Here is a 24,428-nt window from a genome sequence, read left to right on the forward strand (position 1 = left end):
AGTGGTAGTAGAGCCACAAGTGGAAGAACAACCGATGCAACAAGTGGTAGTAGAGCCACAAGTGGAAGAACAACCGATGCAACAAGTGGTAGTAGAGCCACAAGTGGAAGAACAACCGATGCAACAAGTGGTAGTAGAATCACGAATGGAAGAAAAGCCAATGCAACAAGTAGTGGCAGAGCAAGTACAAGCGCCAATTTCAAGTACGGAAGTACAAGAGAAAGCATATGTTGTAAATCAAAGAGAGAATGATATGCGAAACGTATTACAAACACCACCAACATATACCGTTCCGCCATTAGCATTGTTGTCAATTCCGCAGCAAGCAACGTTAGATAATACGGAATGGTTAGAAGAACAGAAAGAATTATTAGATACTACGTTTAATAATTTCCATGTTGGAGCACATGTTATGAATGTGTCACAAGGGCCAGCAGTAACTCGTTTTGAAGTACAGCCAGACCCAGGTGTAAAAGTAAATAAAATTACAAACTTAAGTGATGATATTAAGTTGAGTTTAGCTGCGAAGGATATTCGTATTGAAGCGCCGATTCCAGGAAAGAGTGCGATTGGAATTGAAGTTCCAAATAAAGAAAGTAAGCCAGTATTTCTTCGTGAAATTTTAAGAAGTCCTGTATTTACAAAGAGCGAATCACCGCTTACTGTTGCGCTAGGACTTGATATTTCAGGCGATCCAATTGTAACGGATATTCGAAAAATGCCACACGGACTTATTGCAGGTGCAACTGGTTCAGGAAAAAGTGTGTGCATTAATGCAATTTTAACGAGTATTTTATATAAAGCGAAACCGCATGAAGTGAAGTTAATGTTAATTGATCCGAAGATGGTTGAGCTTGCACCATACAATTCGGTTCCGCATCTTGTAGCACCTGTTATTACGGATGTAAAAGCTGCTACGGCCGCATTAAAATGGGCAGTGGATGAGATGGAGCGTCGTTATGAATTGTTTGCGCACGCTGGTGCTCGGGATTTAACTCGCTATAATACAATTGTAAGTGAGCGAGAAATTCCGGGTGAGACATTACCTTATATCGTTATCGTTATTGACGAGTTAGCGGACTTAATGATGGTAGCACCTGGTGATGTTGAGGAAGCGATTTGTCGTATCGCACAAAAAGCACGTGCTTGTGGTATTCATTTATTAGTTGCGACGCAGCGTCCATCTGTAGATGTTATTACAGGTTTAATTAAATCAAATATTCCGACGCGTATTGCGTTTACTGTATCATCTCAAGTTGATTCGCGTACGATTATCGATATTGGGGGCGCGGAGAAATTACTTGGACGTGGTGATATGCTATTTTTAGGGAACGGTACATCTAAGCCAGTTCGTGTACAAGGTGTATATGTATCGGATGATGAGATCGAAAAAACAGTTGATCATGTGAAAAAGCAAATGAAGCCGAATTACTTATTTCAGCAAGAGGATTTATTAGCGAAAACAGAACAGGCTGAGTCGGAAGATGAATTGTTCTTTGATGCATGTCAATTTGTTGTAGAACAAGGGGGAGCGTCCACATCTTCTGTACAGAGAAAATTCCGTATCGGTTATAATCGCGCGGCACGTCTAATTGAAGAAATGGAAGCGCAAGGGATTATTTCTGAAGCAAGAGGAACGAAACCGAGAGACGTTCTTATTTCTGAGGATGAATTCGCTGCTATGCAGGAAACAAATGTATAGTACACGGTTTTGCTGTATACTAAGAGAAAATGTTGGATAGTAAAGTAGGGAGTAAAGCGACATGAAAGAAATTGAATTAAAATTAAAAGGTGAAATAAATCGACTAACAAATAAAACATTTAAATTTGATGAACGTGTTGGAGAAGGTTGGTTCTCTGCCGTTTACTTTTTAAAGACTAGAGAAATCATTGAAGAATTTCGCCCGAAAAGTATTGTAACGATGCAATTTTTCCAAAAGGAAAATGCAGTTCTTTGCGGAACAGATGAAGTGATTGCATTGCTACAAACATTCGCCAAAAATCCTGAGGAACTTGAGATTCACTCTTTAAAAGATGGCGATAAAATTAGCCCGTTTGAAACAGTGTTAACAATTCACGGTCCTTATGAAAACTTTGGATTTTTAGAAGGTGTTATTGATGGGATTCTAGCTCGTCGTACATCGGTTGCGACAAACGTATATAACGTTGTCCAAGCTGCACGTAGTGTAGATAAAGAAAAACCAGTTATTTTCATGGGAGATCGCGATGATCATTATACGCAACAAGCTGGTGACGGTTATGCAGCATATATCGGAGGTATGAGCGCACAAGCGACGCATGCGATGAATGAATGGTGGGGAAGAAGTGGTATGGGGACAATGCCTCACGCATTAATTCAAATGTTTAATGGTGATGTTGTGGAAGCGGCAAAAGCATATCATAAGAAATTCCCAGAAGATGAATTAGTTGTACTAATTGATTACAATAATGATGTCATTACAGATGCACTTCGCGTAGCGCGTGAATTTGGATCAACATTAAAAGGTGTACGCGTAGATACGTCTCGCACAATGATTGATCAATACTTCATTCGCCATCCAGAAGTACTTGGAACATTCGATCCACGTGGTGTAAACCCATCGCTTGTATTCGCACTTCGTAAAGCACTTGATGAAGAGGGATTTCAGCATGTAGACATCGTTGTAACTGGTGGATTTGATGAGAAACGTATTCGTGAATTTGAAGCTCAAAACGTACCTGTTGATATATACGGGGTAGGAAGTAGCTTATTAAAAATGAATATCGGCTTTACTGGTGATAACGTAGAATTAAATGGAAAGCCAGAAGCAAAAGCTGGCCGTAAATATCGTCCAAACCCACGTTTAGAACGTGTTCAATTAGAAAAAAGAGAAGATATGTAAAAGAGAGAAAAACTGATAGGTGATTGACCCTATCAGTTTTTCTGTTATCATAGTATAGCGGCTTCTTTTTTGCTATAATGGATTTGTTATGGACATACAAAGAAGTACGTACGAGTTTATCCTGATCAGTGAAGGGAAAGAATAACTTCACTACATCAAAAATGTATGATGATTACCAAAATAAGAAAAGATTCATATACTGTCTTATAGATAGGCCGTTGTATTAGTTCGAAATGTTGGAGGTTCTTTAAGATGACAGTTTACCATTTTGTAGGAATTAAAGGAACAGGAATGAGTTCATTAGCGCAAATTCTTCATGACATGAAGCATACTGTTCAAGGGTCTGATTATGAAAAGCGTTTCTTTACACAAGTAGCGTTGGAAAAGCGTAATATCTCGATCCTTCCTTTTGATAAAAATAATGTTAAAGAAGGACAAGTGATTATTGCAGGAAATGCATTTCCTGATACGCATGAAGAAATCGTAGCAGCAACAGAATTAAATATCCCAGTACATCGTTACCACCACTTTTTAGGTGACCTGATGAACCAATACACAAGTGTTGCTGTAACTGGTGCACATGGAAAAACATCAACAACTGGTTTGTTAGCCCATGTAATGCAAGGGGCACACCCGACATCTTACCTTATTGGAGATGGAACTGGGCATGGGGTAGAAAATAGTAAGTATTTTGTATTTGAAGCTTGTGAGTATCGTCGTCATTTCTTGTCTTACAATCCAGACTATGCAATTATGACAAATATTGATTTTGATCATCCAGATTATTTTGCAGACATCAATGATGTATTCAGTGCATTCCAAGAGATGGCATTGCAAGTGAAAAAAGGCATTATTGCATGTGGAGATGATGAAGAACTTCAAAAAATTCAAGCGAAAGTACCTGTTATTTTCTATGGATTTGGAGAAGATAATGATTTCCAAGCACGTAACATCCAAAAGAGAACGGATGGTACGATATTCGATGTATTCGTTCGTAATACGTACTATGACACATTCAAAATTACAGGATACGGCAACCACAGCGTATTAAACGCATTAGCAGTAATCGCGCTTTGCCATTATGAAAATGTTGATGTAGAGGCTGTAAAACATCAATTAACAACTTTTGAAGGCGTAAAACGTCGCTTTAATGAAAAGCCAATGGGAGAGCAAGTTATCATCGATGACTACGCACACCATCCGACAGAAATTAACGCAACGATTGAAGCTGCTCGTCAAAAACATCCAGAGCGTGAAATCGTCGCTGTATTCCAGCCGCACACATTCTCACGTACAGAAAAGTTCTTAGATGAGTTCGCAGAAAGCCTAAGCAAAGCTGATCAAGTATACTTATGTGATATTTTCGGATCAGCACGCGAAAACAAAGGTGAATTAACAATCGAAGATCTGCAAAAGCGTATTGACGGTGCAGAACTAATTACAGATACAACAACGGATGTATTAAAGAAACATAAAAACGGCGTTCTAATTTTCATGGGCGCAGGAGACATCCAAAAGTTCGAAGCAGCTTACGTAAAAGAAGTTCAAGTTGCAGAGAAGTAATAGAAAAGACGCATAGCTATGGCTGTGCGTCTTTTTGTTGTGTTTGATTTTTATCCCGCTATTTGCGGGCTGATAATCAGTGGGGGATGAACAAAACCCCCACTGATTAAAGTTTCACTTTATTTACGTATTGACCTAGAGTTAACTCTAGGTTGTAAGATAAAAATGTAAAAAGAAGGGGGAGAGAACATGTATAAAATCGGTGAAGTAGCAGAGCTAACAGGGATGGGTATCCATACTTTGCGCTATTATGAGAAATTGGGTTTATTACCACCACCAACGCGAAACAGCGGTATTCGTCAGTATACAGAAGGTGATGTGCGCCTATTAAAATTTTTATATTCATTAAAGCAAACTGGAATGTCATTAGAAGAGATGGCTGAGTTTGCAAGTGATGGATGTATTATAGAGGAGATCAAACAGCGGAAAGAGGAAGTACCTGCGAAAGTAAAAAAGAGGATTTCAATTTTAACAACTCACTTAGAGCGTTTAAAAGAACAACAGGAGCAATTGCAAAAAGTAGTTCTGTTAACAGAGGAGAAGTTAGAAATTTATTACGGTTTTCTAGAAGAGAACAACTCGGAGGCCGACAATGAAGAATAAAGTATACGCTCAGTTACTAGGGTTTGCGATTTTCACTGGTGGAACATTTAATGCTTCGAAATATGCCGTACAATATTTCGAAGCAATGCATATAGCGGCATGGCGTTTTGGAATTGCTGCACTTGTAATGCTATGTCTTTTAAAAATACGAAATGATTTTGAGTTGGAAGTATGGAGGCAGAATAGGGCTTATTACCTTTTGCTTGGTATAGTTGGTGTATTCGGTTTTAACTTCTTTTTCTTTTTAGGAATGAAACATACAGAAGCTATTAATGGGGCGCTTATTATGGCGACAAATCCACTTGTTACGACGTTATTAGCAAGTGTCATTTTACGAGAGAAAATCATAAAGCGCCAAGGAATTGGAATGTTACTTGCACTACTTGGTGTTGTTTTTGTGCTTACACAAGGTTCGTTTACCACACTACAAAATATATCATTTTCAAAAGGGGATTTTTATATTTTATTAGGGAATATTTGCTGGGCGTTATACGGTGTATTAAGCAGAAGGTTTATTAAAACTGGCAGCCCATTACAAACTACGACATATACGATGACTATTGGTGCCCTTGCCTTTATTATGATATCTTCTACGCAAAAAAGTATAGTACCAGTTTTGGAAATTCCTTTATTAGCTTGGGGAGCAATTCTCTTTATGGCAATTGGAATGAGTGTGCTCGGTTACTTATGGTGGAATAATGGAATTGCCCAAATTGGGGCAGCGAGAACATCTTTATTTTTTAATTTAGTACCTGTTGTTACAATGGTTATTTCTTTTACAGAAGGAGTAAATATAACACCCGCACAATGTATAGGGATGATATTAGTTATTACGGGAGTATTGTGTTCTTCCGGTTTTATACAAATAAAACCCAAAAGAAGTGTGAACATTTAACATTTTCCACCTAAAAATGTTAGAATAATAAGAAAAATAAAAAGGGGCTAAAAAACATGTTCACACTCCGAGTAGATGATGAAATCGAACTACAATTATTAGAGAAGCATCATAAAGAGGAATTATATCAATTAATAGATCAAAACCGTAACCATTTAAGAAGATGGCTCCCTTGGGTAGATGGGACAAAATCTGCGGATGCTTATGATGAGATTTTTCCGATGTGGTTAAAGAAATTTGCAGAGGGAGACGGTTTTGAAAGTGGTATACGTTATAAAGGAAAGCTCGTTGGGATGGTAGGCATTCATCCGGTAAGCTGGGGGAAGAAAGCGACGAGTCTTGGATATTACCTTACAGAAGATGCTGGGGGAAAAGGCATTATGACGCGTAGCGTAAAGGCTGTACTTCACTATGCATTTGAAAATTTAAAACTGAATAAAATTGAAATTAGGTGCGGTGTTGAAAATACGAAAAGCCGTGCGATTCCAGAGCGTTTAGGGTTTAAGTTAGATGGTATTTTAAGAGATGAAGAATGGCTATACGATCATTTTCAAGATATCGCTGTATATAGTTTATTAGCTTCAGAATGGAAGGAGATTCGATGAACGGGAAGATTCATATTATTCCGTATGAAAGTATGTTTCAAGAGGAAGTAATAGATCTCATTGTTCATATTCAGCAAAAAGAATACAATGTCCCAATTACGAAAGAAGAACAGCCGGATTTACTAGAAATTGAAACGTTCTATCAAAGGGATTATGGAAACTTTTGGGTGGCAACTTATGATGGTAAAGTAGTTGGAACAATCGCTTTATTAGATATTGGGAATCATCAAGTAGCGCTAAGAAAAATGTTCGTGAAGAAAGAGTTTCGCGGAAAAGAATGGGGCGCATCACGTATGCTGCTTCAAACAGCAATTTCGTGGGCTGAGAATAAAAAGTTGAAAGATATTTATTTAGGAACGACAGTGAAATTCTTAGCGGCGCATCGCTTTTATGAAAAGAATGGTTTCCAAAGTGTGAATATAGAAGAGTTGCCAAAAAGCTTTCCTGTGTTAGAAGTAGATAAGAAATTTTATAGGTACATTGTACATTGTTTAAGGAGGTCATTCAGAAATGGCCTTTTTCTATGAACTAAAATGAAAATAGTGGTATAATTTGGATTAGGAGGTGTAAGTATGAACTTTCCGATTCAAAGAAGTAAGTCAGCAGTAATTTTCGTTAGTCTCACGCTAGTATTTATGTTTGTGTATCCAATTGTCATGTTTTTCGCAAATAAAGAGCATTGGATGTCAGCGTTAATCGGGATGGGCTTATGCCTCATTGTAAATGTACCACTCGTTTGGGAAGTGTTTATTAAAAAACATAAAGTGGAAAATGGTGTATTAAAGTATGGTATTTTAAATGATGATGTTGTATTAAAAGATATAAGAATTGTTCGTCAAGTTGGGAAATACCTTGAAATTACGACGAATGCATATAAAGTCCATATGATTGCGATGCCGCAAGATATGACACAGTTTTTATTACTTGTTGAAAAAGAGAATCTAAATGTGAAAATAGATATGGTTGGGGAGAAATGGAATTTGTAAAAGCTTTATTTTGTTTGGAAATTTTGCTGGTGTTAGCATTTGTACTAGAGTATATATTAAATGGGATCTGCCCTTATATGTACCAATATTAATAGGTACTATCGCAGTGACACTTTTATTTTATTTCCATTCGCAGCAAACAAAAAGCAAAAAGAATAGTTCTATATAGTACAGGGGGATTAGAAATGAAAAAAGTCCTTATGTTATTTTTACTTTTGCTAACCGCATCCGTTCTTTTAATAGGATGTAGTACGAAGAAGGAAAAGGCAGATATGAACTTAGAAAAAGCACAAAAAATTGTAATTGAATCGCTTACTGATTCTATTGATAAAAAAACAATTGCGGATAAGAAAGAAATTGAAAAGCTGTTTGAAGTAATGAAAATGGATAAGTGGGAAATGGAAGCGGCTCCTTTAGATACTCCGCAAGGGAAAACATTTAAAATGTATCAAGAGGATACAACGAAATTATTGGATTCGAGTAAAGATAAAAAAGAATTACATGAAATTGGTACTATGACAGTATATAAAGATGTCCCGTATGTTGAAGTTGAAATGAAAAATAAGAAAATGAGTTTTAAAGTGCCAGAAGATGTAGCGAAAGATTTATTAAAGTATTAATAAAAAAACGCTCGGATATAGTTCCGAGCGTTTTTTATATTATTTTAAGTTCTCTGGGTTTAAAGCTTCTAGTTCAGGTACAACGAAGCGTCCGTCTTTACGAATTAGTACGTCGTCGAAGTAAATTTCGCCGCCGCCGTATTCAGGGCGTTGGATGCATACTAAATCCCAGTGGATGTTAGAGTTGTTACCGTTCCATGCATCGTCGTAAGCTTGTCCAGGAGTGAAGTGGAAGCTGCCATCGATTTTTTCATCAAATAGAATGTCTCCCATTGGATGTAAGATGTATGGGTTTACGCCGATTGCGAACTCACCAACGTAGCGTGCGCCTTCGTCTGTATCAAAGATTTTGTTAATGCGCTCTGTATCGTTTGCAGTTGCTTCCACGATTTGGCCGTTCTCAAACTTAAGTTGTACATTTTCAAATGTATAACCATTATAAGGAGATGGCGTATTGTAAGAAACTGTACCGTTAACAGAATCGCGAACTGGTGCAGAGTATACTTCACCATCTGGAATGTTTAAATGGCCTGAGCATTTAATAGCTGGAATGTCTTTAATAGAGAATGTTAAGTCAGTTCCAGGACCAGTTAAGCGAACTTTATCTGTTTTGTTCATTAATGCAACAAGGCTATCCATCGCCTTATCCATTTTACCGTAATCTAAGTTACATACTTCGAAGTAGAAGTCTTCGAAAGCTTCTGTGCTCATTTTAGCAAGCTGTGCCATAGAAGCATTTGGGTAGCGAAGAACAACCCATCGTGTTTTTGGAACACGGATGTCTCTATGAACTTTCTTACCAACTGTTTGGCCGTGAACTTTCATACGTTCACTTGGAACGTCAGCTTGTTCGTTGATATTGTCGCCAGAACGAAGGCCGATATAAGCGTCCATATCTTTCATTACGCTTGCTTCATATGCAGCGATTTGTTCGAAATGTTCTTCAGTAGCACCCATTAATAAAGAGCGATCTACTTGATGATCTTTTAAAGAAACGAATGGGAAACCACCAGCTGCATATGCTTCTTTTACAAGTGCAGTTACAAGTTCTTTTTGTAATCCAAAGTTTTCAATTAATACTTTCTCACCTTTTTGTAATCGGATAGAGTAGTTAATTAAATTATATGCTAACTTTTCAATACGTGGATCTTTCATATGTAAAGCCTCCCTACTAATTATGTATCCTCTCCTATTGTAACCCACTTAGTGGAATTTGTTGAATGATTTATGTTACAGTTAACGAATAAGTATGAAAATTCTAATGAAAAGATGGGGATTAGAATGAAACGGAAAATGATTGTATAATAGGGGAAAGTATGAAAAAGATAAAGGAAGTGATGAAATGCAAGTTCTTTTATATGTAAGTGCAGCTATTATCGCGGTTGCTTTCGCTGTATTAGTAGTGTATGTATGCAGAACGTTGTTATCGGTTCAGAAGACGTTAGAAAACGTTGCGAGCACGCTAGAAGGTTTAGAAAAACAAATGCAAGGAATTAGCGTAGAGACGGAGCAATTATTACATAAAACAAATGCGTTAGCTGATGATATTCAACAGAAATCACAGTCACTAAATAAAGTAGTAGCAGGTGTTGACGGGATTGGAACGACAATCCATTCTTTAAATACGAAACTTCGTAATGTATCAGAGTCTGTTACGGACGAAATTGAAAATAACGCAGATAAAGTAGCGCAAGTTGTACAGTGGAGTAGCGCAGCAATTGAAGTATATAATCATTACCGTGCGTCGAGACAAGAGAAGAAGGTTGAAAAAGAAGAGCGTAAATTAGAAAGACTTGAGAAGAAGGCTGAAAAGAAAGAGAAGCGATCTAGAATTCGCATGAGAGGTGAATCGTAATGAATATGACAAAACTTGAAACAATTGAAGAGCTTGAAGTCTTAGTAGAAAAGAACGAGCCTTATGTTCTTTTTAAACATAGTACGACATGCCCGATTAGTCACGGTGCATACACAGAGTTTCAAGCATATTGCAGTGAAGAAAGAGAAGTAGCTGCTTATTATTTATATGTACAAGATGCGAGAGATGTTTCGAATCGTGTTGCAGAACAGTACAGCATTAAACACGAATCACCGCAAGTGTTATACATAAAAGATGGGATAGTAGTATGGAATACGTCTCATTGGAACATAAAAAAAGATGCTTTAGAAGAGAATATTAAGTAAAAAGAAGCAAGCTAAAGGTGCTTGCTTCTTTTTCTTTTTTTTGTTTTTGTTGAATGGTACACTATTAATAGTTCAAACTAAATAACTAGATTGTTGAAAGTAGGTTTTAAGTAATGAAGAAAATGGCATTATCCTTCGCAGTCGTAAGCTTATTACTAGGAGCTTGTAGTAGTAATAATACGATTAGTAAGAAGGATGAAGTTATACAAAAAGATACAAAAGAAAAAAGTATGATTCCGAGAACTGCTGTTTCTAAGGATTATTATAGAACTGTTATTCCTTTAAAAGAACAAAAGGTTATTAATACAGCTAATATAAAAACAAATTCCAAATTAGATTTAGCAGAGTATGAAAATGGTTTAATGAATATTGCAACACAGCAATTTGATACAGAAAGTCATGTATTGCAATTAAATCAATATATTCCAGAGAAGTTAATTGATGAATTAGTCGCGAAAGTAGAAGCGCCAGTTTTGACAAATATTATAGAACAAGACTATTTCGGGAAACAGAATTCAAATGAATTAAGTTTATCTGGTGTTATAATTGGTTTAGCTATGTCGTCAAGTGTATCTAACGAAGAAGCTATTTCGAAAGGGACTGAAGTTGCTAAACAGCTTACAGAAGCTATTAACAAAAATGATAAATATAACAAATCTCCAATTACATTTGCTATCTTTAAGCAAGAAAGTACAAGTTCTTTAAAAAATGGTACGTATATTGCTAGTGCTACTGTTCAAAAGAATGATACGAACCTTGGAAGTTGGAGTACGATCGATGAAAAAGCGTATTCATATCCTTCTGATGAATTTACACAAGCACACGGAGAAGATAATACAAAAATAAGTGAATTTGCTAAGGCGATAAAAGAGTTTTCTCCTGGAGATTATATCCCAGTTAATGCTAAAGTTTCTTATAAGAAAAATCAAATGGACACATTAAATATGGATATTGTTATTAAATATAACGGTAAAACAGAATTAATGGCCCTTACTCAAATGGCTGCTCAAGGGATGTTAGAGAAATTGCCTAAAGATGCTAAAGCACAATTACAGATAAAGTCCGAGAGTAAAATCGAGGCTGTTATTATAAAAGAGAAAAACAGCGATAAACCGTTTGTATCCTTCTTATAAAAAAGACAGTGTTTAAACTGTCTTTTTTTATTGTAAATGAAATGGTACGAAGTTTTTTTGATATTGATTCATTACTGTATATCGTGTGACAATCGTATATGTATCAGCTATAATAAGTTATCTTAAAAAAGTAACATATAGGAATTTGAAAGAGGTGGCTTTCTTATGGCATCACAACAATTAGGTCGTTTACGTTCTGAAATCGATCAATTAAATTTACAAATATTAGAATTACTAAACGAAAGAGGTCGTCTCGTACAAGAAGTTGGTAATTTAAAAGAAGTACAAGGTGTGAACCGTTTTGATCCTGTACGTGAAAGAAATATGCTGGATTTAATTGTAGAGAATAATAATGGTCCATTTGAAACATCGACTTTACAACATATTTTCAAACAAATTTTCCAAGCTGGTTTAGAGTTACAAGAAGATGATCATCGTAAAGCGCTACTTGTTTCTCGTAAGAAAAAAACAGAAGATACGATTGTTGAAATTAATGGTGAAAAAATTGGTGACGGAAATCAGCATTTTATTATGGGACCATGCGCAGTGGAAAGTTATGAACAAGTACGTCAAGTTGCTGAAGCAATGAAAGCACAAGGCTTGAAATTAATGCGTGGTGGTGCATTCAAACCACGTACTTCACCGTATGATTTCCAAGGTCTTGGATTAGAGGGATTACAGATTTTACGTCAAGTGGCAGATGAATATGATTTAGCTGTTATTAGTGAAATTTTAAATCCAAATGATATTGAGATGTCAATAGATTACGTTGATGTTATTCAAATTGGTGCTCGCAATATGCAAAACTTCGATTTGTTAAGAGCAGCTGGTGCTGTAAATAAACCAGTATTATTAAAGCGCGGTTTATCTGCAACAATTGAAGAATTCATTAATGCGGCAGAATATATTATGGCAGAGGGAAATGGAAACATTATTTTATGTGAACGAGGTATTCGCACGTATGAAAGAGCGACGCGTAATACGCTTGATATTTCCGCTGTGCCGATTTTGAAGAAAGAAACCCATTTACCTGTCGTTGTCGATGTAACGCATTCTACAGGGCGACGTGACCTTCTACTACCAGCTGCAAAAGCAGCGATGGCAATTGGCGCAGATGCAGTTATGGCTGAAGTACATCCAGATCCAGCTGTCGCTTTATCAGATGCAGCACAGCAAATGAATATTTCGCAGTTCAATGACTTTATGAAAGAATTAAAAGTATTTGGAAGTAAATTGTGAAAAATTTAAAAGAAGCTTCCAAAAATACGTTTTGGAACAGCTTCCTCTTATTATATAGAGACTGTCATTGTCGATTTTTGTTGGTAAATCGATATATTTGAAAAATCGCCGATATAAATTTCTGGCCGTAAAAGCTTGGTTGGTGAAGGCGACTAATCAGTGGGAGATGAACAAAACCCCCACTGATTAAAATTTCACCTTATTTATTATCGTACCGTTAAAAAATGAGGTTTCTACTTATGGAACATCTATTTTTTAGAAAAAATGCCCTTTTTTTCATAAAAAATACGAAAATACGAGAAAAGAAGCGAATTTTTTCGAAACTTTTGCGGGAAAATATTGTATGAGCCTGCGTTTTTATCGTATCATTAGTAAAAGGAAGAACTCGGGACGATTGGTGGCATCTGCAAATAGAGTTGATGTCTTTTTTTCATTCAAGTAACCGATACATAAAAATAGATAACAAAAATAGAAGGAGTGTGCGATGAGATGAACGTAACAATCTATGATGTAGCGCGCGAAGCGAACGTTTCAATGGCTACCGTATCTCGTGTAGTGAACGGTAACCCAAATGTAAAGCCTACAACAAGAAAGAAAGTATTAGAAGCAATTGATCGTTTAGGATACCGCCCAAATGCGGTAGCACGTGGACTAGCAAGTAAGAAGACAACTACAGTAGGTGTTATTATTCCTGATATCTCAAATACGTTTTATGCAGAACTTGCACGTGGAATTGAAGATATCGCAACAATGTATAAATATAACATCATTTTAAGTAACTCTGACCAAAACAAAGAGAAAGAGTTCCATTTATTAAATACGATGCTTGGAAAACAAGTGGACGGAATTGTTTTCATGGGTGAAGATATTACAGACATTCACATTGAAGAATTTAAAAAATCTCCAGTGCCAATTGTATTAGCAGCATCATTTGATGAGCAAAATGAAACGCCATCAGTAAACATTGATTATACACAAGCAGCTTACGATGCAATGAAGCACTTTATTGAGCAAGGGCATAAACGTATCGGTTTCGTCTCTGGTCCTTTCATTGATAAAGCGGGAAGCGCGAAAAAGTTACAAGGTTATAAAAAAGCTTTAGAAGAAGCAGGTATTTCATATGATGAAAATCTTGTAATCGATGGAGATTACACATATGATTCAGGTATCGAAGCATTCGAAAAGCTTTGGAGCATTGATGAAAAGCCAACAGCAATCTTCGTATCTTCTGATGAAATGGCACTAGGTGTAATCCACGCAGCACAAGACGCTGGATTAAACGTACCAACTGATGTAGAAGTACTTGGTTTCGATAATACACGTCTTGCATTAATGGTTCGTCCACAGCTTTCAACAGTTGTACAACCAATGTATGATATCGGTGCAGTAGCAATGCGTCTATTAACAAAGTATATGAACAAAGAAAAAGTGGAAGATCACACTGTTATCCTACCTCACCGTATCCAATTTAGAGATTCAACGAAGTAAGTATAAAAGAGCTCACAGCATTTGCTGTGAGCTTTTATTCGTATTCAGGATAGTATTTTTTTGCTACTGTATCTACAGTTTCATTTTTCTTAACGTGTAAAAATCTTGTGTACAATTCTTTTCCTGAAATGTGAAACGTTCTTCTAGGCTCTAATATAGAATAGAATTCCTTGTTATATGTCACATAAATGCAAAATTAACTATTATAGGGCAATGTCATGTATAATAGAAAGAAAAGGCTTGTGAGGGGGGAGAAGAGATGATCGTTCTTTGGATAATTACGCTTTGCATGACTGCTATTTTTGCATATATGACGTTAAAACAAAATGGCTTAAAGCGATTTGTTCCAGGAAGTATTCTTGCAGGAATCGCCCTTATCACGTATGTAATTTCTATTTTTACTGAAAGTATTTCGATAGATGTAAGTACGAGTTTAATGTTTATCGGTATTACACTATTTGCAGGTAGCATTATGGTACTTATGGTTGCAGGTATTATTATATTTATTCATATGAATTCGGAAACGTTATAGCATATAGAAAAGGCATGTCCCTCGGGACATGCCTTTTTATCCGTTCAATTATGCTCTATCTTTAGAAGAGTTTTGTTGTTTTAGTAAGTCGCGAATTTCGCTAAGAAGTTCTTCTTCTTTTGTTGGTTCTGGAAGTTCTTCCTCTTCTGTTTCTTCTTTTTTCAACGTTAGTTTATTAAACAGTTTAATGAATAAGAAGATAGAGAATGCAATAATTAAGAAGTCGACAACTGTTTGAATAAATGCACCATATTTTACAACTGCACCGCCAAATGTAAAGGAAAGTCCTTTGAAGTTTACTCCACCAAGTAATAGACCAATTAATGGCATGATAACATCGCCTACTAATGAAGAAACAATTTTACCGAATGCACCACCGATTACAACCCCGACAGCTAAATCAATTACGTTCCCTTTTAAAGCGAACTTTTTAAACTCGTTCCACATGTGTTATTCCCATCCTTTCCACGATTCAATATGAAATTTATAATTCCTATCAACATATTCTATAGAAATTTGCGGGAGAAAGAAAGAGAAAATGGGAATGAAAGTAAATTCTGAAAAATGTATCCGTTTTAATTTTTGTTTGTGGCGTGCAGTAGAGATTGTAGCATTTGCTGTGTTTTTAATCCTTCTAATCCATCTACTAACGGCTTCATGTCTCCATGTACACATTCAATAAAATGATGAACAGCATCTTCAAAGCCGCGTTGTTTTAACGTCGTTTCCCATGATGGAGAACCGCTTTGTGAAACGGAGTTTTCCTCTTCAACTTCAAATGTGTTCATATTTTTTACGCGAATGATTTTTCCTGTCGTTACAAGTTCAATTTGTTCTAAATTTGTACCAGCATGGCGATGCATTGCTGTAGAAAGTAACATTCCATTTGCAGTTGTATATGTATGATGTCCGTAAAGAAGTTCATTCTTTTCATTGATTTGCATCATATTGTGAACAACGTTAAGGTTATCATTAGCTAACCAGCGGGCAGTATCTACAATATGTAAGTAATCATCTAACATAGTAAAGTCATACGTATATGGCCCGACTTTATTTGTGCGGTGCTTTTCAATTCGAATCCATGAAATATCATCAGCCTGTTCTTTGGCAGCGACATACATAGGGACAAAGCGGCGATTAAATCCAACCATTAACTTTCGGTTATACTTTTCGCTCATTTCGACTAGCTTTTCGGCTTGTTCTACTGTAGCTGCTAACGGTTTATCTACATAAACATCGATTCCTTTTTTTAGAAGTTCAGAAACGATTTCATAATGTGTAGCAGTTGAACTATGAACGAAAACGGCATCACATTCCGAAGCTAACGTTTCAATAGAATGAAAGTCTTGAATCCTATATTGCTGACAAATTTGTTTTCTTTTTTCCGCATTAGGTGTAAACGCCCCTACAAAATTCCAATTTGTTTCTTTTGTAAGTGTTGGGAGATAGGCCTTTTGTGCAATGCTTCCAAGTCCAATCATTCCGATTTTAGGTTTGTTCATGTTTATTCCCACCCTATCAATATTGATATAACGGGTTAAATGTAGCATAGGGTAGGGGAGGAAGGCAAAAATTAGCTTTTTACTTACGTCCTTCTAACAAAATCTTCTCTATCTCTTCAAAGTTATGAGTGTGAGCGTGTTTGTAGCTGTTAGAAAAAGGGTGTTTAAGGAAAATTATGTTAAAATATAAAGAGTAATAAAATATCTTCGCTTTAATAGAAATTAGGATTGATTGAGAGAGGGTGTGGAATTGGAGAATTATCAATTGAAAAATAATAAAGCAAATAGGGCTCTAAAAATTGGGACTAATATCATACTTATTCTATTAATTATTGGTGCAATACAAATGTTTTATGATGAAGATTATACAAATGACCACTTTGGTGGGTTATTTTTGGTGACCTTTTGGATGGTCAAAAGTATTTCTGGGCTTACGATAAGTTTAAAAGAGGGATATAAAAAGTCAGTATTAATTGATTTGGGTTTAGTGCTCTTTTCTTTTTATCTTTTATTTTATTATAGTATGAAGTTTTTCTTCTAAAAATAAAGCCCATGGTCATATAGGGACTATGAGCTTTTTATTAGTAAATTAGTCTGTGAATTAATATGCTATTTATTTAGATTTCCTCAATAGCAATTGAATGTAAAGCTGTTTTTTCCGGTTATAACGTTTTGTAAAATTCTTGAGTAATAGAAATAAAGTGGGTAGCCTCTTCTAAAAAAGGATAATGGTTACTGTCCTCAAATGGAACGAAGATAGAATTAGGCATGCCCTCATGCATCTCGGTAGAGTATTGAATAGGGCACTGCGCATCGTGCCTTCCGCAAACAATAAGCGCCTTTGCTTGGATAGAAGGTAAATACTCTCTCAAATCAAATGAAGAATATTCTTTAGCGAAAGCGTTCATCCGACTGGCGGACATTGTTTTTTGGATGGATTTACAAAAATAAGAGTTATAGCTTTCGGGTTTGTATAAAGATAATTTTGTTCGTTTAGTAGAGAATTCTTTTCTTTCTTCATTTGTAAGATGGGGGCTTTTTAAGTTCTCGATAAGCTCTTGCATATAGTGAAACTGTGGGTGTGCGGGGTGATAAATACAAAATGATGTTTCGGTATAGTTACTGGCCGCAGCGCCAACGATAACTAATGATTGTAAGGAATTTGGATATGTAATCGCGTATAAAAGCCCAAGCATACCGCCTGTTGAATGACCAGCGAAATGCCATGTGGGAAATTGTAAAGCTTCTCTTATTGCTTCCAAGTCATGAATCGTTTCAATCATACTTAATTCATTTTCTGAATGAGCTTTTACAGAATTACCAACGTCTCGTAAATTAATGAGGAATACACAATGTGTAGAAGTGAAAGCATCCGCAAAGTAATCGCCAGTTTCATTAAATTGTGAATAGTGATGTGTAATGCAAAGTGGCTCGCCATCACCTTTTGTAAAAAGTTCGAATGTGCCACGATTTGTATTGATGATTTGTTGTTTCCACATAATATCACTCCTTTTCTTATTAGAGTCATGGCTAGTCCATTAGTAACCAAAAAATATCAGCGATTTTTCGAATATATCGACCATAACTAAAAAAATATCGGCGATTTTTAAAATATATCAGCGATTCGACACGGGATATCGACTTAACAACAAAAAACGACAATGATAGCAAACTATGAATAAAAGGAGGCTGTTAAAAACGAGCCTCCTTTCTGTTTAATACAAAGACTTTGTCATATTATTCCGAATAATTTCAAGGGATTTCGCTACAGTTAATGCATTTTTTTCTTCAATTTCTGGTTTTCGAGGGATCGGTTTATACATGTTGTCTGGATCTTCCCATGTGAGGGGAAGTTCTGTTTCTGCTTGTCCTTTCCAAGCATCAATCCATTCTGGAGGGAGGTAACCTGAGATGTTTTGGATGTTGTTCATTTCGAGCCAAATAAGTGCCCAAGCTCTTGGAACGACGCGCCATAAATCGTAGCCGCCACCGCCGACAGCGATCCAGCGACCGTCGCAATATTCATTAGCGATTTCACGAGCGAGCTTTGGTATTTCGCGGTAAATGTTCATCGTTGCGCAAAGGTGTGTAAGTGGGTCGTAATAATGCGCATCAGCACCATTTTGCGTTAATATAATATCCGGTTTAAAGTATGCTGCAACTTCTTTTACAACCGTTCGATATGATTCTAGAAAGGATTCATCTTCTGTAAAAGCATCGAGTGGAACGTTAAAAGAATAACTATAACCATTCCCTTGCCCGCGTTCATTTACAGCGCCAGTTCCAGGGAATAAATAACGCCCGGTTTCATGTAACGAAATGGTGCATACGTTAGGATCGTCATAAAAAGACCATTGGACGCCATCACCGTGATGAGCATCTGTATCAATATATAAAACGCGTAAACCGTATTTCTTTTGAATATATTTCATTGCGATGGAGCTATCGTTATAAATGCAAAAGCCAGATGCTTTACCGCGAAAGCCATGATGTAAGCCGCCGCCTAAATTGAGGGCGTGCTTTACTTTCCCGGAAAGAACAGCGTCGACAGCTGTTAACGTACCTCCAACGAGTAATGCACTTGCTTCGTGCATATTTGGAAACATCGGTGTATCTTCTGTTCCGAGTCCGTATGTCATCGCAATTGATTTTTCTAACTTTCCTTCTCCAGCACGTTTTACCGCATTTATGTACTCCTCAGTATGAATGTAGGCAATCTCTTCATCTGTCGCCATCCGTGGTGAGATAACTTGAGAAGGAGAAATAAAGCCGCTTTTTTGTAATAAATCATACGTAAGTGTGACGCGTAGTTGGTTAAAAGGATGCTCAGGGCTAAAGGAATAGCCCCGAAAATCATTTGAATAAATAAACGCGCTACTCATGCTTGCATCCCCATAATGTTCGGCCATAAGACGCGGTATCCCTCTGTTTCAAGTGCGTCAATTACTTTTAGAGGATTCATCGTTTGAATGCGGAAAACGAGTACTTTATCATTCTCATCTTTTGCTGGGTAGACGAGAACGCTCACGATATTTATTTGTAAATCACTAAAAATAGCAACGACTTTTCCGAGAATACCAGGTTCATTTTTCACTTGAATTTCAATTTGTGAACTTGGTTGATGTGCACCTGTTAATTTTACTAACGTGTGTAGTACGGTAGATTCAGAAATGATACCCACTAACTTTCCAGCCTTTGTAACAGGAAGGCAGCCAATTTTATTTTCAAAAAATAAAGTCGCAATTTCCTCAACGAAATCGAGAGGATGGCAAGTCATAACGGGATGTTTCATAATGAGTTCGAGCGGTTGTTTCAGCATATCGAGTGAAACTTGTTCATCTAGAATAGATGGACTTGCATCTCTTACATCCCGATCAGAAATAATGCCTAAGACATGATTATTTTGATCGACAATTGGAATGTGCCGAATGCCTTTCGTACGTATCGTTCGGATTGCTGTTTCGATTGTATCGTTTGGATGTAGTGTCACTACATTTTGATTCATAATTTCTTCTACAATCATTCCAGTTGCCCCCTTTATTAATACATAAAACGATTGTGAAAACGTAGACGATCAAATGCTTGAATAGAATCCGTATCAACACGTTTGCCGATGCGAACCATTAAACAGTTGGCAGGATGTGAACAAATTTCAGGATCATCTGTCGCCATCCATTGTAAGCCGCCAGCGTTCATCATCTTTTCCATTACTTTTCGGTATTCCCAAACATTTAAGCCTGTTTGTTTCAAATCCCAGTGCCAATAATATTCAGTCGTCAATATAATGTAATCTTCCATATAATCGTCCATCATAGATACTTCTAATAAGTTCTTTCCGACAGAGCTCCCGCGGAAGGCTGGGACTACTTCAATTGCCCCGAGTTCAATTAAGTTTTTCATTTTCCCTTCTGACCATCGTTCGAGTGGATCAGGATATAAGTATGTAACATATCCAACGATCGTTTGGTCATGTCTAGCAATAATGAGACGAGCTTCTGGTAATTTAGAAATTTCGACAATTGCTTTATATTGCTGCTCGGCAGGACGAAACGCAACTAAATCTGGATGGAATTCATACATTTCAAGATTATGTGTAGAGACAGGACCTTCAATAATTAAAGTTCCTTTCGCTGTTTTTAAGTTTCTAGCATTGTATATTTTTTTATGAATCAATGTATTGCTCACCACCTTGAGGGTTTGTGAATCTATTAATATCGTACTTTATAATATATGCGATGTGAATCGAATTTTGTCATTAAAAATTTGTCTAAAAATCAACAAATATACTGAAAATTTTAAATAATATCATTATAATAGATAATAGAATACATAGGAGGGGGATGTAAAGTATGAAAGTAGAAACGCTTCCTGTCATTAAAGGAGAAAATAATTTGCCGAATTATGAAGAGGCATACGCGAATTTTAACTGGGAAGAGGTTAATAAAAATTTTACTTGGAATGAAACAGGCCGAGTGAATATGGCGTATGAGGCAATTGATAAGCATGCGAAATCCGATCGAAAGAATAAAGTAGCCCTTTATTATCAAGATGGATCGCGAAAAGAGAAATATACATTTAAGGAAATGAAGGATTTTTCTAATAAAGCAGGAAACGTCCTGAAAAATTATGGCGATGTTGAAAAAGGCGATCGCGTTTTTATTTTTATGCCACGTTCTCCAGAATTATATTTCGCACTTCTTGGTGCAGTGAAATTAGGAGCAATTGTTGGACCGCTATTTGAAGCATTTATGGAAGGCGCAGTTCGCGATCGTTTGGAAGATAGCGAAGCAAAGGTGTTAATTACAACGCCTGAATTGTTAGAGCGTGTACCATTAAATGATTTACCAGCTTTAAAAACAGTCTTCCTTGTTGGAGATAATGTAGAAGAAGGTGGTAAAACGGTAGCGTTCAATCCTTTATTTGAACAAGCTTCAAAAGAATTACATATTGAATGGTTAGGCCGTGAAGACGGTTTAATTCTACATTACACATCTGGTTCTACTGGTAAACCAAAAGGTGTTCTCCATGCGCAAAACGCAATGGTTCAGCACTATCAAACGGCGAAGTGGGTACTAGATTTAAAAGAAGATGATGTATATTGGTGCACAGCTGACCCAGGCTGGGTAACTGGAACTGCTTACGGTATTTTTGCACCGTGGTTAGTCGGAGCATCAAATGTTATTTTAGGTGGACGCTTTAGTCCAGAAGCGTGGTACGAAGCGTTACAAGATTACGGTGTAACAGTTTGGTATAGCGCACCAACAGCTTTCCGTATGTTAATGGGAGCTGGACAAGATGCAATTAAAAAATACGACTTATCACAAGTGCGCCACGTATTAAGCGTTGGTGAGCCATTAAACCCAGAAGTAATTCGCTGGGGTATGAATGCATTTGGACTTCGTATTCATGATACGTGGTGGATGACGGAAACAGGTGGACAAGTTATTTGTAACTATCCTTGTATGGAAATCCGTCCAGGTTCAATGGGTAAACCAATTCCAGGTGTGAAAGCAGCGATTGTTGATAATGAAGGAAATGAAGTGCCTCCATACACAATGGGGAACTTAGCAATTGCTAAAGGTTGGCCAGCTATGATGCGTGCAATCTGGAATAATCCGCAAAAATATGAGTCTTATTTCATGCCAGGGGATTGGTATGTATCAGGTGACTCAGCTTATATGGATGAAGATGGGTACTTCTGGTTCCAAGGACGCATTGACGATGTAATTATGACATCAGGAGAGCGCGTTGGTCCGTTTGAAGTAGAAAGTAAACTAATCGAGCATACTGCTGTTGCAGAAGCTGGTGTAATTGGTATTCCAGATCCAGTGCGCGGGGAAATCATTAAAGCATTTATCGCGCTTCGTGAAGGATACGAACCATCTGAAGAATTAAAAGAAGAAATTCGTCAATTTGTAAAGAAAGGCCTAGCAGCTCATGCGGCGCCACGACAAATTGAATTTAGAGATAAATTACCGAAAACGAGAAGTGGTAAAATTATGCGTCGCGTATTAAAAGCGTGGGAGTTAAACTTACCAACAGGTGACTTATCAACGATGGAAGATTAAGAAAGAAAGGTCTGAACAAGTAATATGTTCAGGCCTTTCTTTTTTATCCCGCTATTTGTGGGAGTTTTACTGCCCGTAAACGTCCGATTGGTTCAACTAATAATCAGTGGGGAATGAATAAAACCCCCACTGATTATAGTTTCACTTTATGTTATGATGTAGTTGTGAAACTTATATATACGAGTTGAAGGGGATAGTATGATGAAAACAGAAAAAGAAAAGATGATACTAGGAGAAATGTACATACCAGCTGATCCAGTTTTAGTACAAGAGAGAGAGCAAGCACGTATATTAACGAGAAAATTAAATGATACGCCAGAAGTGAAATTAAAAGAGCGTAGTGAAATTGTAAAAGAACTGTTTGGAACGACCGGAGATAATATTCATCTTGAATCTTCTTTTAGATGTGATTACGGCTATAACATTCATGTTGGCGAAAATTTTTACGCAAACTTTGACTGTACGATTTTAGACGTATGCCGAGTAGACATCGGAGTGAACTGTATGTTAGCTCCAGGTGTTCACATTTATACAGCGACGCACCCGCTTGATCCGGTAGAACGCATAAGCGGATCAGAATACGGAAAACCAGTTACAATTGGCGATAACGTATGGATTGGCGGAAGAGCGATTATTAATCCAGGTGTAACGATTGGGCACAATGCGGTCATCGCATCTGGCGCCGTTGTAACGAAAGATGTGCCGGATAATGTTGTAGTTGGTGGGAATCCTGCAAAAATTATTAAAAAAATAAAATAATATTTGAACGAAGCGCCTTCCTCGTCTGTATACATTTATGAAAGAATAGATGAGGGAGGCGTTTTATATGTCTAATAAATTACTTCTTACTTTTGCTTTAGTTGGAATTATAGTTGTTTTTTCTTGTGGTCTTTTCTTACCGATACCAATTGGATATAGAGTATCAATGCTTACAGCTGGAGCTATAATGGGTGTTATGTTTTCAATCATTATTCCGTTTGATAGAAAATATATAGTACGAAAAAAGGGGAATAAAATCGATTTTACAAAAACAAAAGTGTATTTTCGTTGGAATGTATTTGACACTATTTCTGTCTGTCTTGCGTTGTATGCATGCATATGTGTGCAAGTGTTAAATATTTTAGTTCCAATGGGATTTACGATTCAAAATCCATATGTTCAATTTTTTACAAATCAATCACAATTGTGGGTTTTTATCGCAATTGGATATTTAATTTCCCGCATTTCATTAACGTTAAAAGGAATAAAGGAGATCAAAAATCATGGCGCAGATTGGGATTGAGGAAGAGCTCATGCTTGCGTATCAAAGTGGGGATAAACAGGCCGGGGAAAAACTATACGTTTTAATTAAACCAACGCTATATACATTTTTGTATCGCTTTAACCGGGATGAACAATTAAGTATCGATCTTGTGCAAGATACGTTTTTAACGCTAGAGCGTAAGAAACATATGTATAAAATCGAGAAAGGCAGAATAAAAACGTATTTATTTCAAATTGGTTATCGTCTTATGATTAATAAATTAAATAGAAGAAAAAAGTGGAGGTCGCTCTTACCATTTTTAGTACCAGTTCAGGAGATAGAGTTTTCACAAGAAGACCGTCTTACAGTAAGAGAAGCAATTTTGAAAGTTCCTGAAGAACAGAGGGCTGTCCTCATTCTTTCTTATTATCATGATATGCAGCAAAAAGAGATTGCAGAGATATTAAACATTCCGATTGGAACAGTGAAATCGAGACTCCATAACGGGATAAAGAAATTAAAACAATTGCTGGAGGTGGATGAAATTGAGCGAAAATCCCTTTAAGAGTGAATATAAATTAAAGCAGCATTTAGACAGTGACCATGTAGAAATACCGGATTTTCCAAAAACGGTAAGTCGCTTCGATCGATTAATCGGATTTCTTGCTTCTCCGACTAAAGATCCTGTGGAAGCGACGATTGGAAATGATTTATCGGTTGTGTTTCATGTATCGTTATTAGTTGGGGTTCCAATTATTTCTTTGCTGACAATACTATTATTCGTTTGAGTGAAAAACATACCGAATTTGAAAACGGTATGTTTTTTTATTAGGCCTAATATTACTCTATTCGTTATTGTGTTTTATGTTAATATATTAATATTGATTG

The 24,428-nt window shown here is 36.7% G+C and carries 28 protein-coding genes and 2 pseudogenes; 22 read left to right on the top strand and 8 right to left on the bottom strand.

The genetic code is table 11. From position 1 onward, the window contains the following. From ACQKNR_RS14995 to ACQKNR_RS15040, 10 genes and pseudogenes are all read left to right on the top strand, one after another. The coding region (locus ACQKNR_RS14995; RefSeq protein ID WP_427318583.1) for a DNA translocase FtsK at window positions 1-1,702 on the top strand (1,702 nt) is incomplete at its 5' end. Window positions 1,703-1,763: 61 nt separating this feature from the next. Beyond that, window positions 1,764-2,882 (top strand): nicotinate phosphoribosyltransferase, encoded by a 1,119-nt coding sequence (locus tag ACQKNR_RS15000; protein ID WP_427318584.1) that lies wholly within the window; start codon window positions 1,764-1,766, stop codon window positions 2,880-2,882. Window positions 2,883-3,134: 252 nt separating this feature from the next. Further along, window positions 3,135-4,445 (top strand): UDP-N-acetylmuramate--L-alanine ligase, encoded by a 1,311-nt coding sequence (gene murC / locus ACQKNR_RS15005; RefSeq protein WP_427318585.1) that lies wholly within the window; start codon window positions 3,135-3,137, stop codon window positions 4,443-4,445. A gap of 189 nt (window positions 4,446-4,634) precedes the next feature. Then, window positions 4,635-5,048 (top strand): MerR family transcriptional regulator, encoded by a 414-nt coding sequence (locus ACQKNR_RS15010; RefSeq protein ID WP_427318586.1) that lies wholly within the window; start codon window positions 4,635-4,637, stop codon window positions 5,046-5,048. After that, window positions 5,038-5,943: a DMT family transporter gene (locus tag ACQKNR_RS15015; RefSeq protein ID WP_427318587.1), complete on the top strand. Its 906-nt coding sequence runs from the start codon at window positions 5,038-5,040 to the stop codon at window positions 5,941-5,943. The genes ACQKNR_RS15010 and ACQKNR_RS15015 overlap by 11 nt, the downstream gene beginning before the upstream one ends. Window positions 5,944-5,999: 56 nt before the next feature. Then, window positions 6,000-6,548 (top strand): GNAT family N-acetyltransferase, encoded by a 549-nt coding sequence (locus ACQKNR_RS15020; protein ID WP_427318588.1) that lies wholly within the window; start codon window positions 6,000-6,002, stop codon window positions 6,546-6,548. Beyond that, the gene (locus ACQKNR_RS15025; RefSeq protein WP_427318589.1) at window positions 6,545-7,075 is read left to right on the top strand and encodes a GNAT family N-acetyltransferase; all 531 of its coding nucleotides are present in this window, start codon (window positions 6,545-6,547) and stop codon (window positions 7,073-7,075) included. Before ACQKNR_RS15020 ends, ACQKNR_RS15025 begins: the two co-directional genes overlap by 4 nt. 45 nt (window positions 7,076-7,120) lie before the next feature. Then, entirely contained in the window at window positions 7,121-7,534 is a 414-nt protein-coding gene (locus ACQKNR_RS15030; protein ID WP_427318590.1) for a PH domain-containing protein, read from the top strand. Further along, a pseudogene (locus tag ACQKNR_RS15035) lies at window positions 7,522-7,703 on the top strand (hypothetical protein). The gene ACQKNR_RS15030 and the pseudogene ACQKNR_RS15035 overlap by 13 nt, the downstream one beginning before the upstream one ends. A gap of 16 nt (window positions 7,704-7,719) precedes the next feature. Then, entirely contained in the window at window positions 7,720-8,154 is a 435-nt protein-coding gene (locus ACQKNR_RS15040; RefSeq protein WP_427318591.1) for a hypothetical protein, read from the top strand. Window positions 8,155-8,193: 39 nt separating this feature from the next. On the opposite strand, the gene ACQKNR_RS15045 is transcribed toward ACQKNR_RS15040, so the two are convergent. Then, window positions 8,194-9,309 (bottom strand): aminopeptidase, encoded by a 1,116-nt coding sequence (locus ACQKNR_RS15045; RefSeq protein WP_193410646.1) that lies wholly within the window; start codon window positions 9,307-9,309, stop codon window positions 8,194-8,196. A 187-nt stretch (window positions 9,310-9,496) separates the two neighbouring features. On the opposite strand from ACQKNR_RS15045, the gene ACQKNR_RS15050 reads away from it, so the two are divergent. From ACQKNR_RS15050 to ccpA, 5 genes are all read left to right on the top strand, one after another. Continuing rightward, complete coding sequence (locus ACQKNR_RS15050; protein WP_427318592.1) at window positions 9,497-10,009, top strand: DUF948 domain-containing protein; 513 nt, start codon at window positions 9,497-9,499, stop codon at window positions 10,007-10,009. Further along, a complete protein-coding gene (gene ytxJ, locus ACQKNR_RS15055) occupies window positions 10,009-10,335 on the top strand; it encodes a bacillithiol system redox-active protein YtxJ (protein ID WP_427318593.1) in 327 nt (108 codons plus the stop codon). Before ACQKNR_RS15050 ends, ytxJ begins: the two co-directional genes overlap by 1 nt. Window positions 10,336-10,448: 113 nt before the next feature. Further along, entirely contained in the window at window positions 10,449-11,468 is a 1,020-nt protein-coding gene (locus ACQKNR_RS15060) for a CamS family sex pheromone protein (protein ID WP_427318594.1), read from the top strand. Between the two features lie 165 nt (window positions 11,469-11,633). Then, the gene (locus tag ACQKNR_RS15065; RefSeq protein ID WP_427318595.1) at window positions 11,634-12,707 is read left to right on the top strand and encodes a bifunctional 3-deoxy-7-phosphoheptulonate synthase/chorismate mutase; all 1,074 of its coding nucleotides are present in this window, start codon (window positions 11,634-11,636) and stop codon (window positions 12,705-12,707) included. Between the two features lie 489 nt (window positions 12,708-13,196). Beyond that, on the top strand, window positions 13,197-14,195 hold the full coding sequence (gene ccpA, locus ACQKNR_RS15070) for a catabolite control protein A (RefSeq protein ID WP_427318596.1): 999 nt from the start codon (window positions 13,197-13,199) through the stop codon (window positions 14,193-14,195). Window positions 14,196-14,229: 34 nt separating this feature from the next. On the opposite strand, the pseudogene ACQKNR_RS15075 reads toward ccpA, so the two are convergent. After that, window positions 14,230-14,322: pseudogene (locus tag ACQKNR_RS15075) on the bottom strand (DUF4288 domain-containing protein); the annotation flags it as partial. Between the two features lie 132 nt (window positions 14,323-14,454). Here ACQKNR_RS15075 and ACQKNR_RS15080 point away from each other — a divergent pair. After that, a complete protein-coding gene (locus tag ACQKNR_RS15080) occupies window positions 14,455-14,727 on the top strand; it encodes a DUF3917 domain-containing protein (protein ID WP_071748348.1) in 273 nt (90 codons plus the stop codon). Window positions 14,728-14,775: 48 nt separating this feature from the next. Here ACQKNR_RS15080 and mscL read toward each other — a convergent pair whose 3' ends face one another. Then, a complete protein-coding gene (gene mscL, locus ACQKNR_RS15085) occupies window positions 14,776-15,174 on the bottom strand; it encodes a large conductance mechanosensitive channel protein MscL (protein ID WP_427318597.1) in 399 nt (132 codons plus the stop codon). A 128-nt stretch (window positions 15,175-15,302) separates the two neighbouring features. Further along, complete coding sequence (locus ACQKNR_RS15090) at window positions 15,303-16,229, bottom strand: Gfo/Idh/MocA family protein (protein WP_427318598.1); 927 nt, start codon at window positions 16,227-16,229, stop codon at window positions 15,303-15,305. Between the two features lie 250 nt (window positions 16,230-16,479). On the opposite strand from ACQKNR_RS15090, the gene ACQKNR_RS15095 reads away from it, so the two are divergent. Next, window positions 16,480-16,770 carry a hypothetical protein gene (locus ACQKNR_RS15095; protein ID WP_427318599.1) on the top strand — a complete coding sequence of 97 codons (291 nt, stop codon included), beginning with the start codon at window positions 16,480-16,482 and terminating at the stop codon, window positions 16,768-16,770. Window positions 16,771-16,891: 121 nt separating this feature from the next. Here the strand turns inward: ACQKNR_RS15095 and ACQKNR_RS15100 are convergent, their stop codons facing one another. From ACQKNR_RS15100 to acuA, 4 genes are all read right to left on the bottom strand, one after another. Further along, on the bottom strand, window positions 16,892-17,728 hold the full coding sequence (locus ACQKNR_RS15100) for an alpha/beta fold hydrolase (protein ID WP_427318600.1): 837 nt from the start codon (window positions 17,726-17,728) through the stop codon (window positions 16,892-16,894). A gap of 216 nt (window positions 17,729-17,944) precedes the next feature. Beyond that, entirely contained in the window at window positions 17,945-19,111 is a 1,167-nt protein-coding gene (acuC, locus tag ACQKNR_RS15105; RefSeq protein WP_427318601.1) for an acetoin utilization protein AcuC, read from the bottom strand. Next, on the bottom strand, window positions 19,108-19,752 hold the full coding sequence (locus tag ACQKNR_RS15110; protein ID WP_427318602.1) for an acetoin utilization AcuB family protein: 645 nt from the start codon (window positions 19,750-19,752) through the stop codon (window positions 19,108-19,110). The genes acuC and ACQKNR_RS15110 overlap by 4 nt, the downstream gene beginning before the upstream one ends. Before the next feature lie 17 nt (window positions 19,753-19,769). Then, window positions 19,770-20,402 carry an acetoin utilization protein acetyltransferase AcuA gene (gene acuA / locus ACQKNR_RS15115; RefSeq protein ID WP_427318603.1) on the bottom strand — a complete coding sequence of 211 codons (633 nt, stop codon included), beginning with the start codon at window positions 20,400-20,402 and terminating at the stop codon, window positions 19,770-19,772. Window positions 20,403-20,578: 176 nt separating this feature from the next. Here acuA and acsA point away from each other — a divergent pair, with 176 nt between their 5' ends. The 5 genes from acsA to ACQKNR_RS15140 all read left to right on the top strand — a co-directional run bounded on the left by acsA (window position 20,579) and on the right by ACQKNR_RS15140 (window position 24,328). Continuing rightward, complete coding sequence (gene acsA, locus ACQKNR_RS15120; RefSeq protein ID WP_427318604.1) at window positions 20,579-22,297, top strand: acetate--CoA ligase; 1,719 nt, start codon at window positions 20,579-20,581, stop codon at window positions 22,295-22,297. A gap of 198 nt (window positions 22,298-22,495) precedes the next feature. Further along, entirely contained in the window at window positions 22,496-23,056 is a 561-nt protein-coding gene (locus ACQKNR_RS15125) for a maltose acetyltransferase domain-containing protein (RefSeq protein WP_427318605.1), read from the top strand. 67 nt (window positions 23,057-23,123) lie between these two features. Then, a complete protein-coding gene (locus ACQKNR_RS15130; RefSeq protein ID WP_427318606.1) occupies window positions 23,124-23,579 on the top strand; it encodes a hypothetical protein in 456 nt (151 codons plus the stop codon). Beyond that, a complete protein-coding gene (locus tag ACQKNR_RS15135) occupies window positions 23,560-24,105 on the top strand; it encodes an RNA polymerase sigma factor (RefSeq protein WP_427318607.1) in 546 nt (181 codons plus the stop codon). The genes ACQKNR_RS15130 and ACQKNR_RS15135 overlap by 20 nt, the downstream gene beginning before the upstream one ends. Then, window positions 24,086-24,328: a hypothetical protein gene (locus ACQKNR_RS15140; RefSeq protein WP_427318608.1), complete on the top strand. Its 243-nt coding sequence runs from the start codon at window positions 24,086-24,088 to the stop codon at window positions 24,326-24,328. The genes ACQKNR_RS15135 and ACQKNR_RS15140 overlap by 20 nt, the downstream gene beginning before the upstream one ends. The last annotated feature ends 100 nt before the right edge of the window (window positions 24,329-24,428 follow it).

The sequence above is a fragment of the Bacillus sp. NPDC094077 genome (assembly GCF_050279465.1).
GTDB lineage: Bacteria > Bacillota > Bacilli > Bacillales > Bacillaceae_G > Bacillus_A.

What these genes read in the sequence shown, in the direction of transcription:
- ACQKNR_RS15045 (WP_193410646.1), bottom strand. Translation starts at nt 9,309, where the DNA reads ATGAAAGATCCACGTATTGAAAAGTTAGCATATAATTTAATTAACTAC.
- ACQKNR_RS15080 (WP_071748348.1), top strand. Translation starts at nt 14,455, where the DNA reads ATGATCGTTCTTTGGATAATTACGCTTTGCATGACTGCTATTTTTGCA.
- ACQKNR_RS15060 (WP_427318594.1), top strand. Translation starts at nt 10,449, where the DNA reads ATGAAGAAAATGGCATTATCCTTCGCAGTCGTAAGCTTATTACTAGGA.
- ACQKNR_RS15000 (WP_427318584.1), top strand. Translation starts at nt 1,764, where the DNA reads ATGAAAGAAATTGAATTAAAATTAAAAGGTGAAATAAATCGACTAACA.
- ACQKNR_RS15090 (WP_427318598.1), bottom strand. Translation starts at nt 16,229, where the DNA reads ATGAACAAACCTAAAATCGGAATGATTGGACTTGGAAGCATTGCACAA.
- ytxJ (WP_427318593.1), top strand. Translation starts at nt 10,009, where the DNA reads ATGAATATGACAAAACTTGAAACAATTGAAGAGCTTGAAGTCTTAGTA.
- ACQKNR_RS15100 (WP_427318600.1), bottom strand. Translation starts at nt 17,728, where the DNA reads ATGTGGAAACAACAAATCATCAATACAAATCGTGGCACATTCGAACTT.
- ACQKNR_RS15015 (WP_427318587.1), top strand. Translation starts at nt 5,038, where the DNA reads ATGAAGAATAAAGTATACGCTCAGTTACTAGGGTTTGCGATTTTCACT.
- ACQKNR_RS15020 (WP_427318588.1), top strand. Translation starts at nt 6,000, where the DNA reads ATGTTCACACTCCGAGTAGATGATGAAATCGAACTACAATTATTAGAG.
- ccpA (WP_427318596.1), top strand. Translation starts at nt 13,197, where the DNA reads ATGAACGTAACAATCTATGATGTAGCGCGCGAAGCGAACGTTTCAATG.
- ACQKNR_RS15010 (WP_427318586.1), top strand. Translation starts at nt 4,635, where the DNA reads ATGTATAAAATCGGTGAAGTAGCAGAGCTAACAGGGATGGGTATCCAT.
- ACQKNR_RS15110 (WP_427318602.1), bottom strand. Translation starts at nt 19,752, where the DNA reads ATGATTGTAGAAGAAATTATGAATCAAAATGTAGTGACACTACATCCA.
- acsA (WP_427318604.1), top strand. Translation starts at nt 20,579, where the DNA reads ATGAAAGTAGAAACGCTTCCTGTCATTAAAGGAGAAAATAATTTGCCG.
- acuC (WP_427318601.1), bottom strand. Translation starts at nt 19,111, where the DNA reads ATGAGTAGCGCGTTTATTTATTCAAATGATTTTCGGGGCTATTCCTTT.
- ACQKNR_RS15130 (WP_427318606.1), top strand. Translation starts at nt 23,124, where the DNA reads ATGTCTAATAAATTACTTCTTACTTTTGCTTTAGTTGGAATTATAGTT.
- mscL (WP_427318597.1), bottom strand. Translation starts at nt 15,174, where the DNA reads ATGTGGAACGAGTTTAAAAAGTTCGCTTTAAAAGGGAACGTAATTGAT.
- ACQKNR_RS15125 (WP_427318605.1), top strand. Translation starts at nt 22,496, where the DNA reads ATGATGAAAACAGAAAAAGAAAAGATGATACTAGGAGAAATGTACATA.
- ACQKNR_RS15025 (WP_427318589.1), top strand. Translation starts at nt 6,545, where the DNA reads ATGAACGGGAAGATTCATATTATTCCGTATGAAAGTATGTTTCAAGAG.
- ACQKNR_RS15050 (WP_427318592.1), top strand. Translation starts at nt 9,497, where the DNA reads ATGCAAGTTCTTTTATATGTAAGTGCAGCTATTATCGCGGTTGCTTTC.
- ACQKNR_RS15040 (WP_427318591.1), top strand. Translation starts at nt 7,720, where the DNA reads ATGAAAAAAGTCCTTATGTTATTTTTACTTTTGCTAACCGCATCCGTT.
- ACQKNR_RS15030 (WP_427318590.1), top strand. Translation starts at nt 7,121, where the DNA reads ATGAACTTTCCGATTCAAAGAAGTAAGTCAGCAGTAATTTTCGTTAGT.
- murC (WP_427318585.1), top strand. Translation starts at nt 3,135, where the DNA reads ATGACAGTTTACCATTTTGTAGGAATTAAAGGAACAGGAATGAGTTCA.
- ACQKNR_RS15135 (WP_427318607.1), top strand. Translation starts at nt 23,560, where the DNA reads ATGGCGCAGATTGGGATTGAGGAAGAGCTCATGCTTGCGTATCAAAGT.
- ACQKNR_RS15065 (WP_427318595.1), top strand. Translation starts at nt 11,634, where the DNA reads ATGGCATCACAACAATTAGGTCGTTTACGTTCTGAAATCGATCAATTA.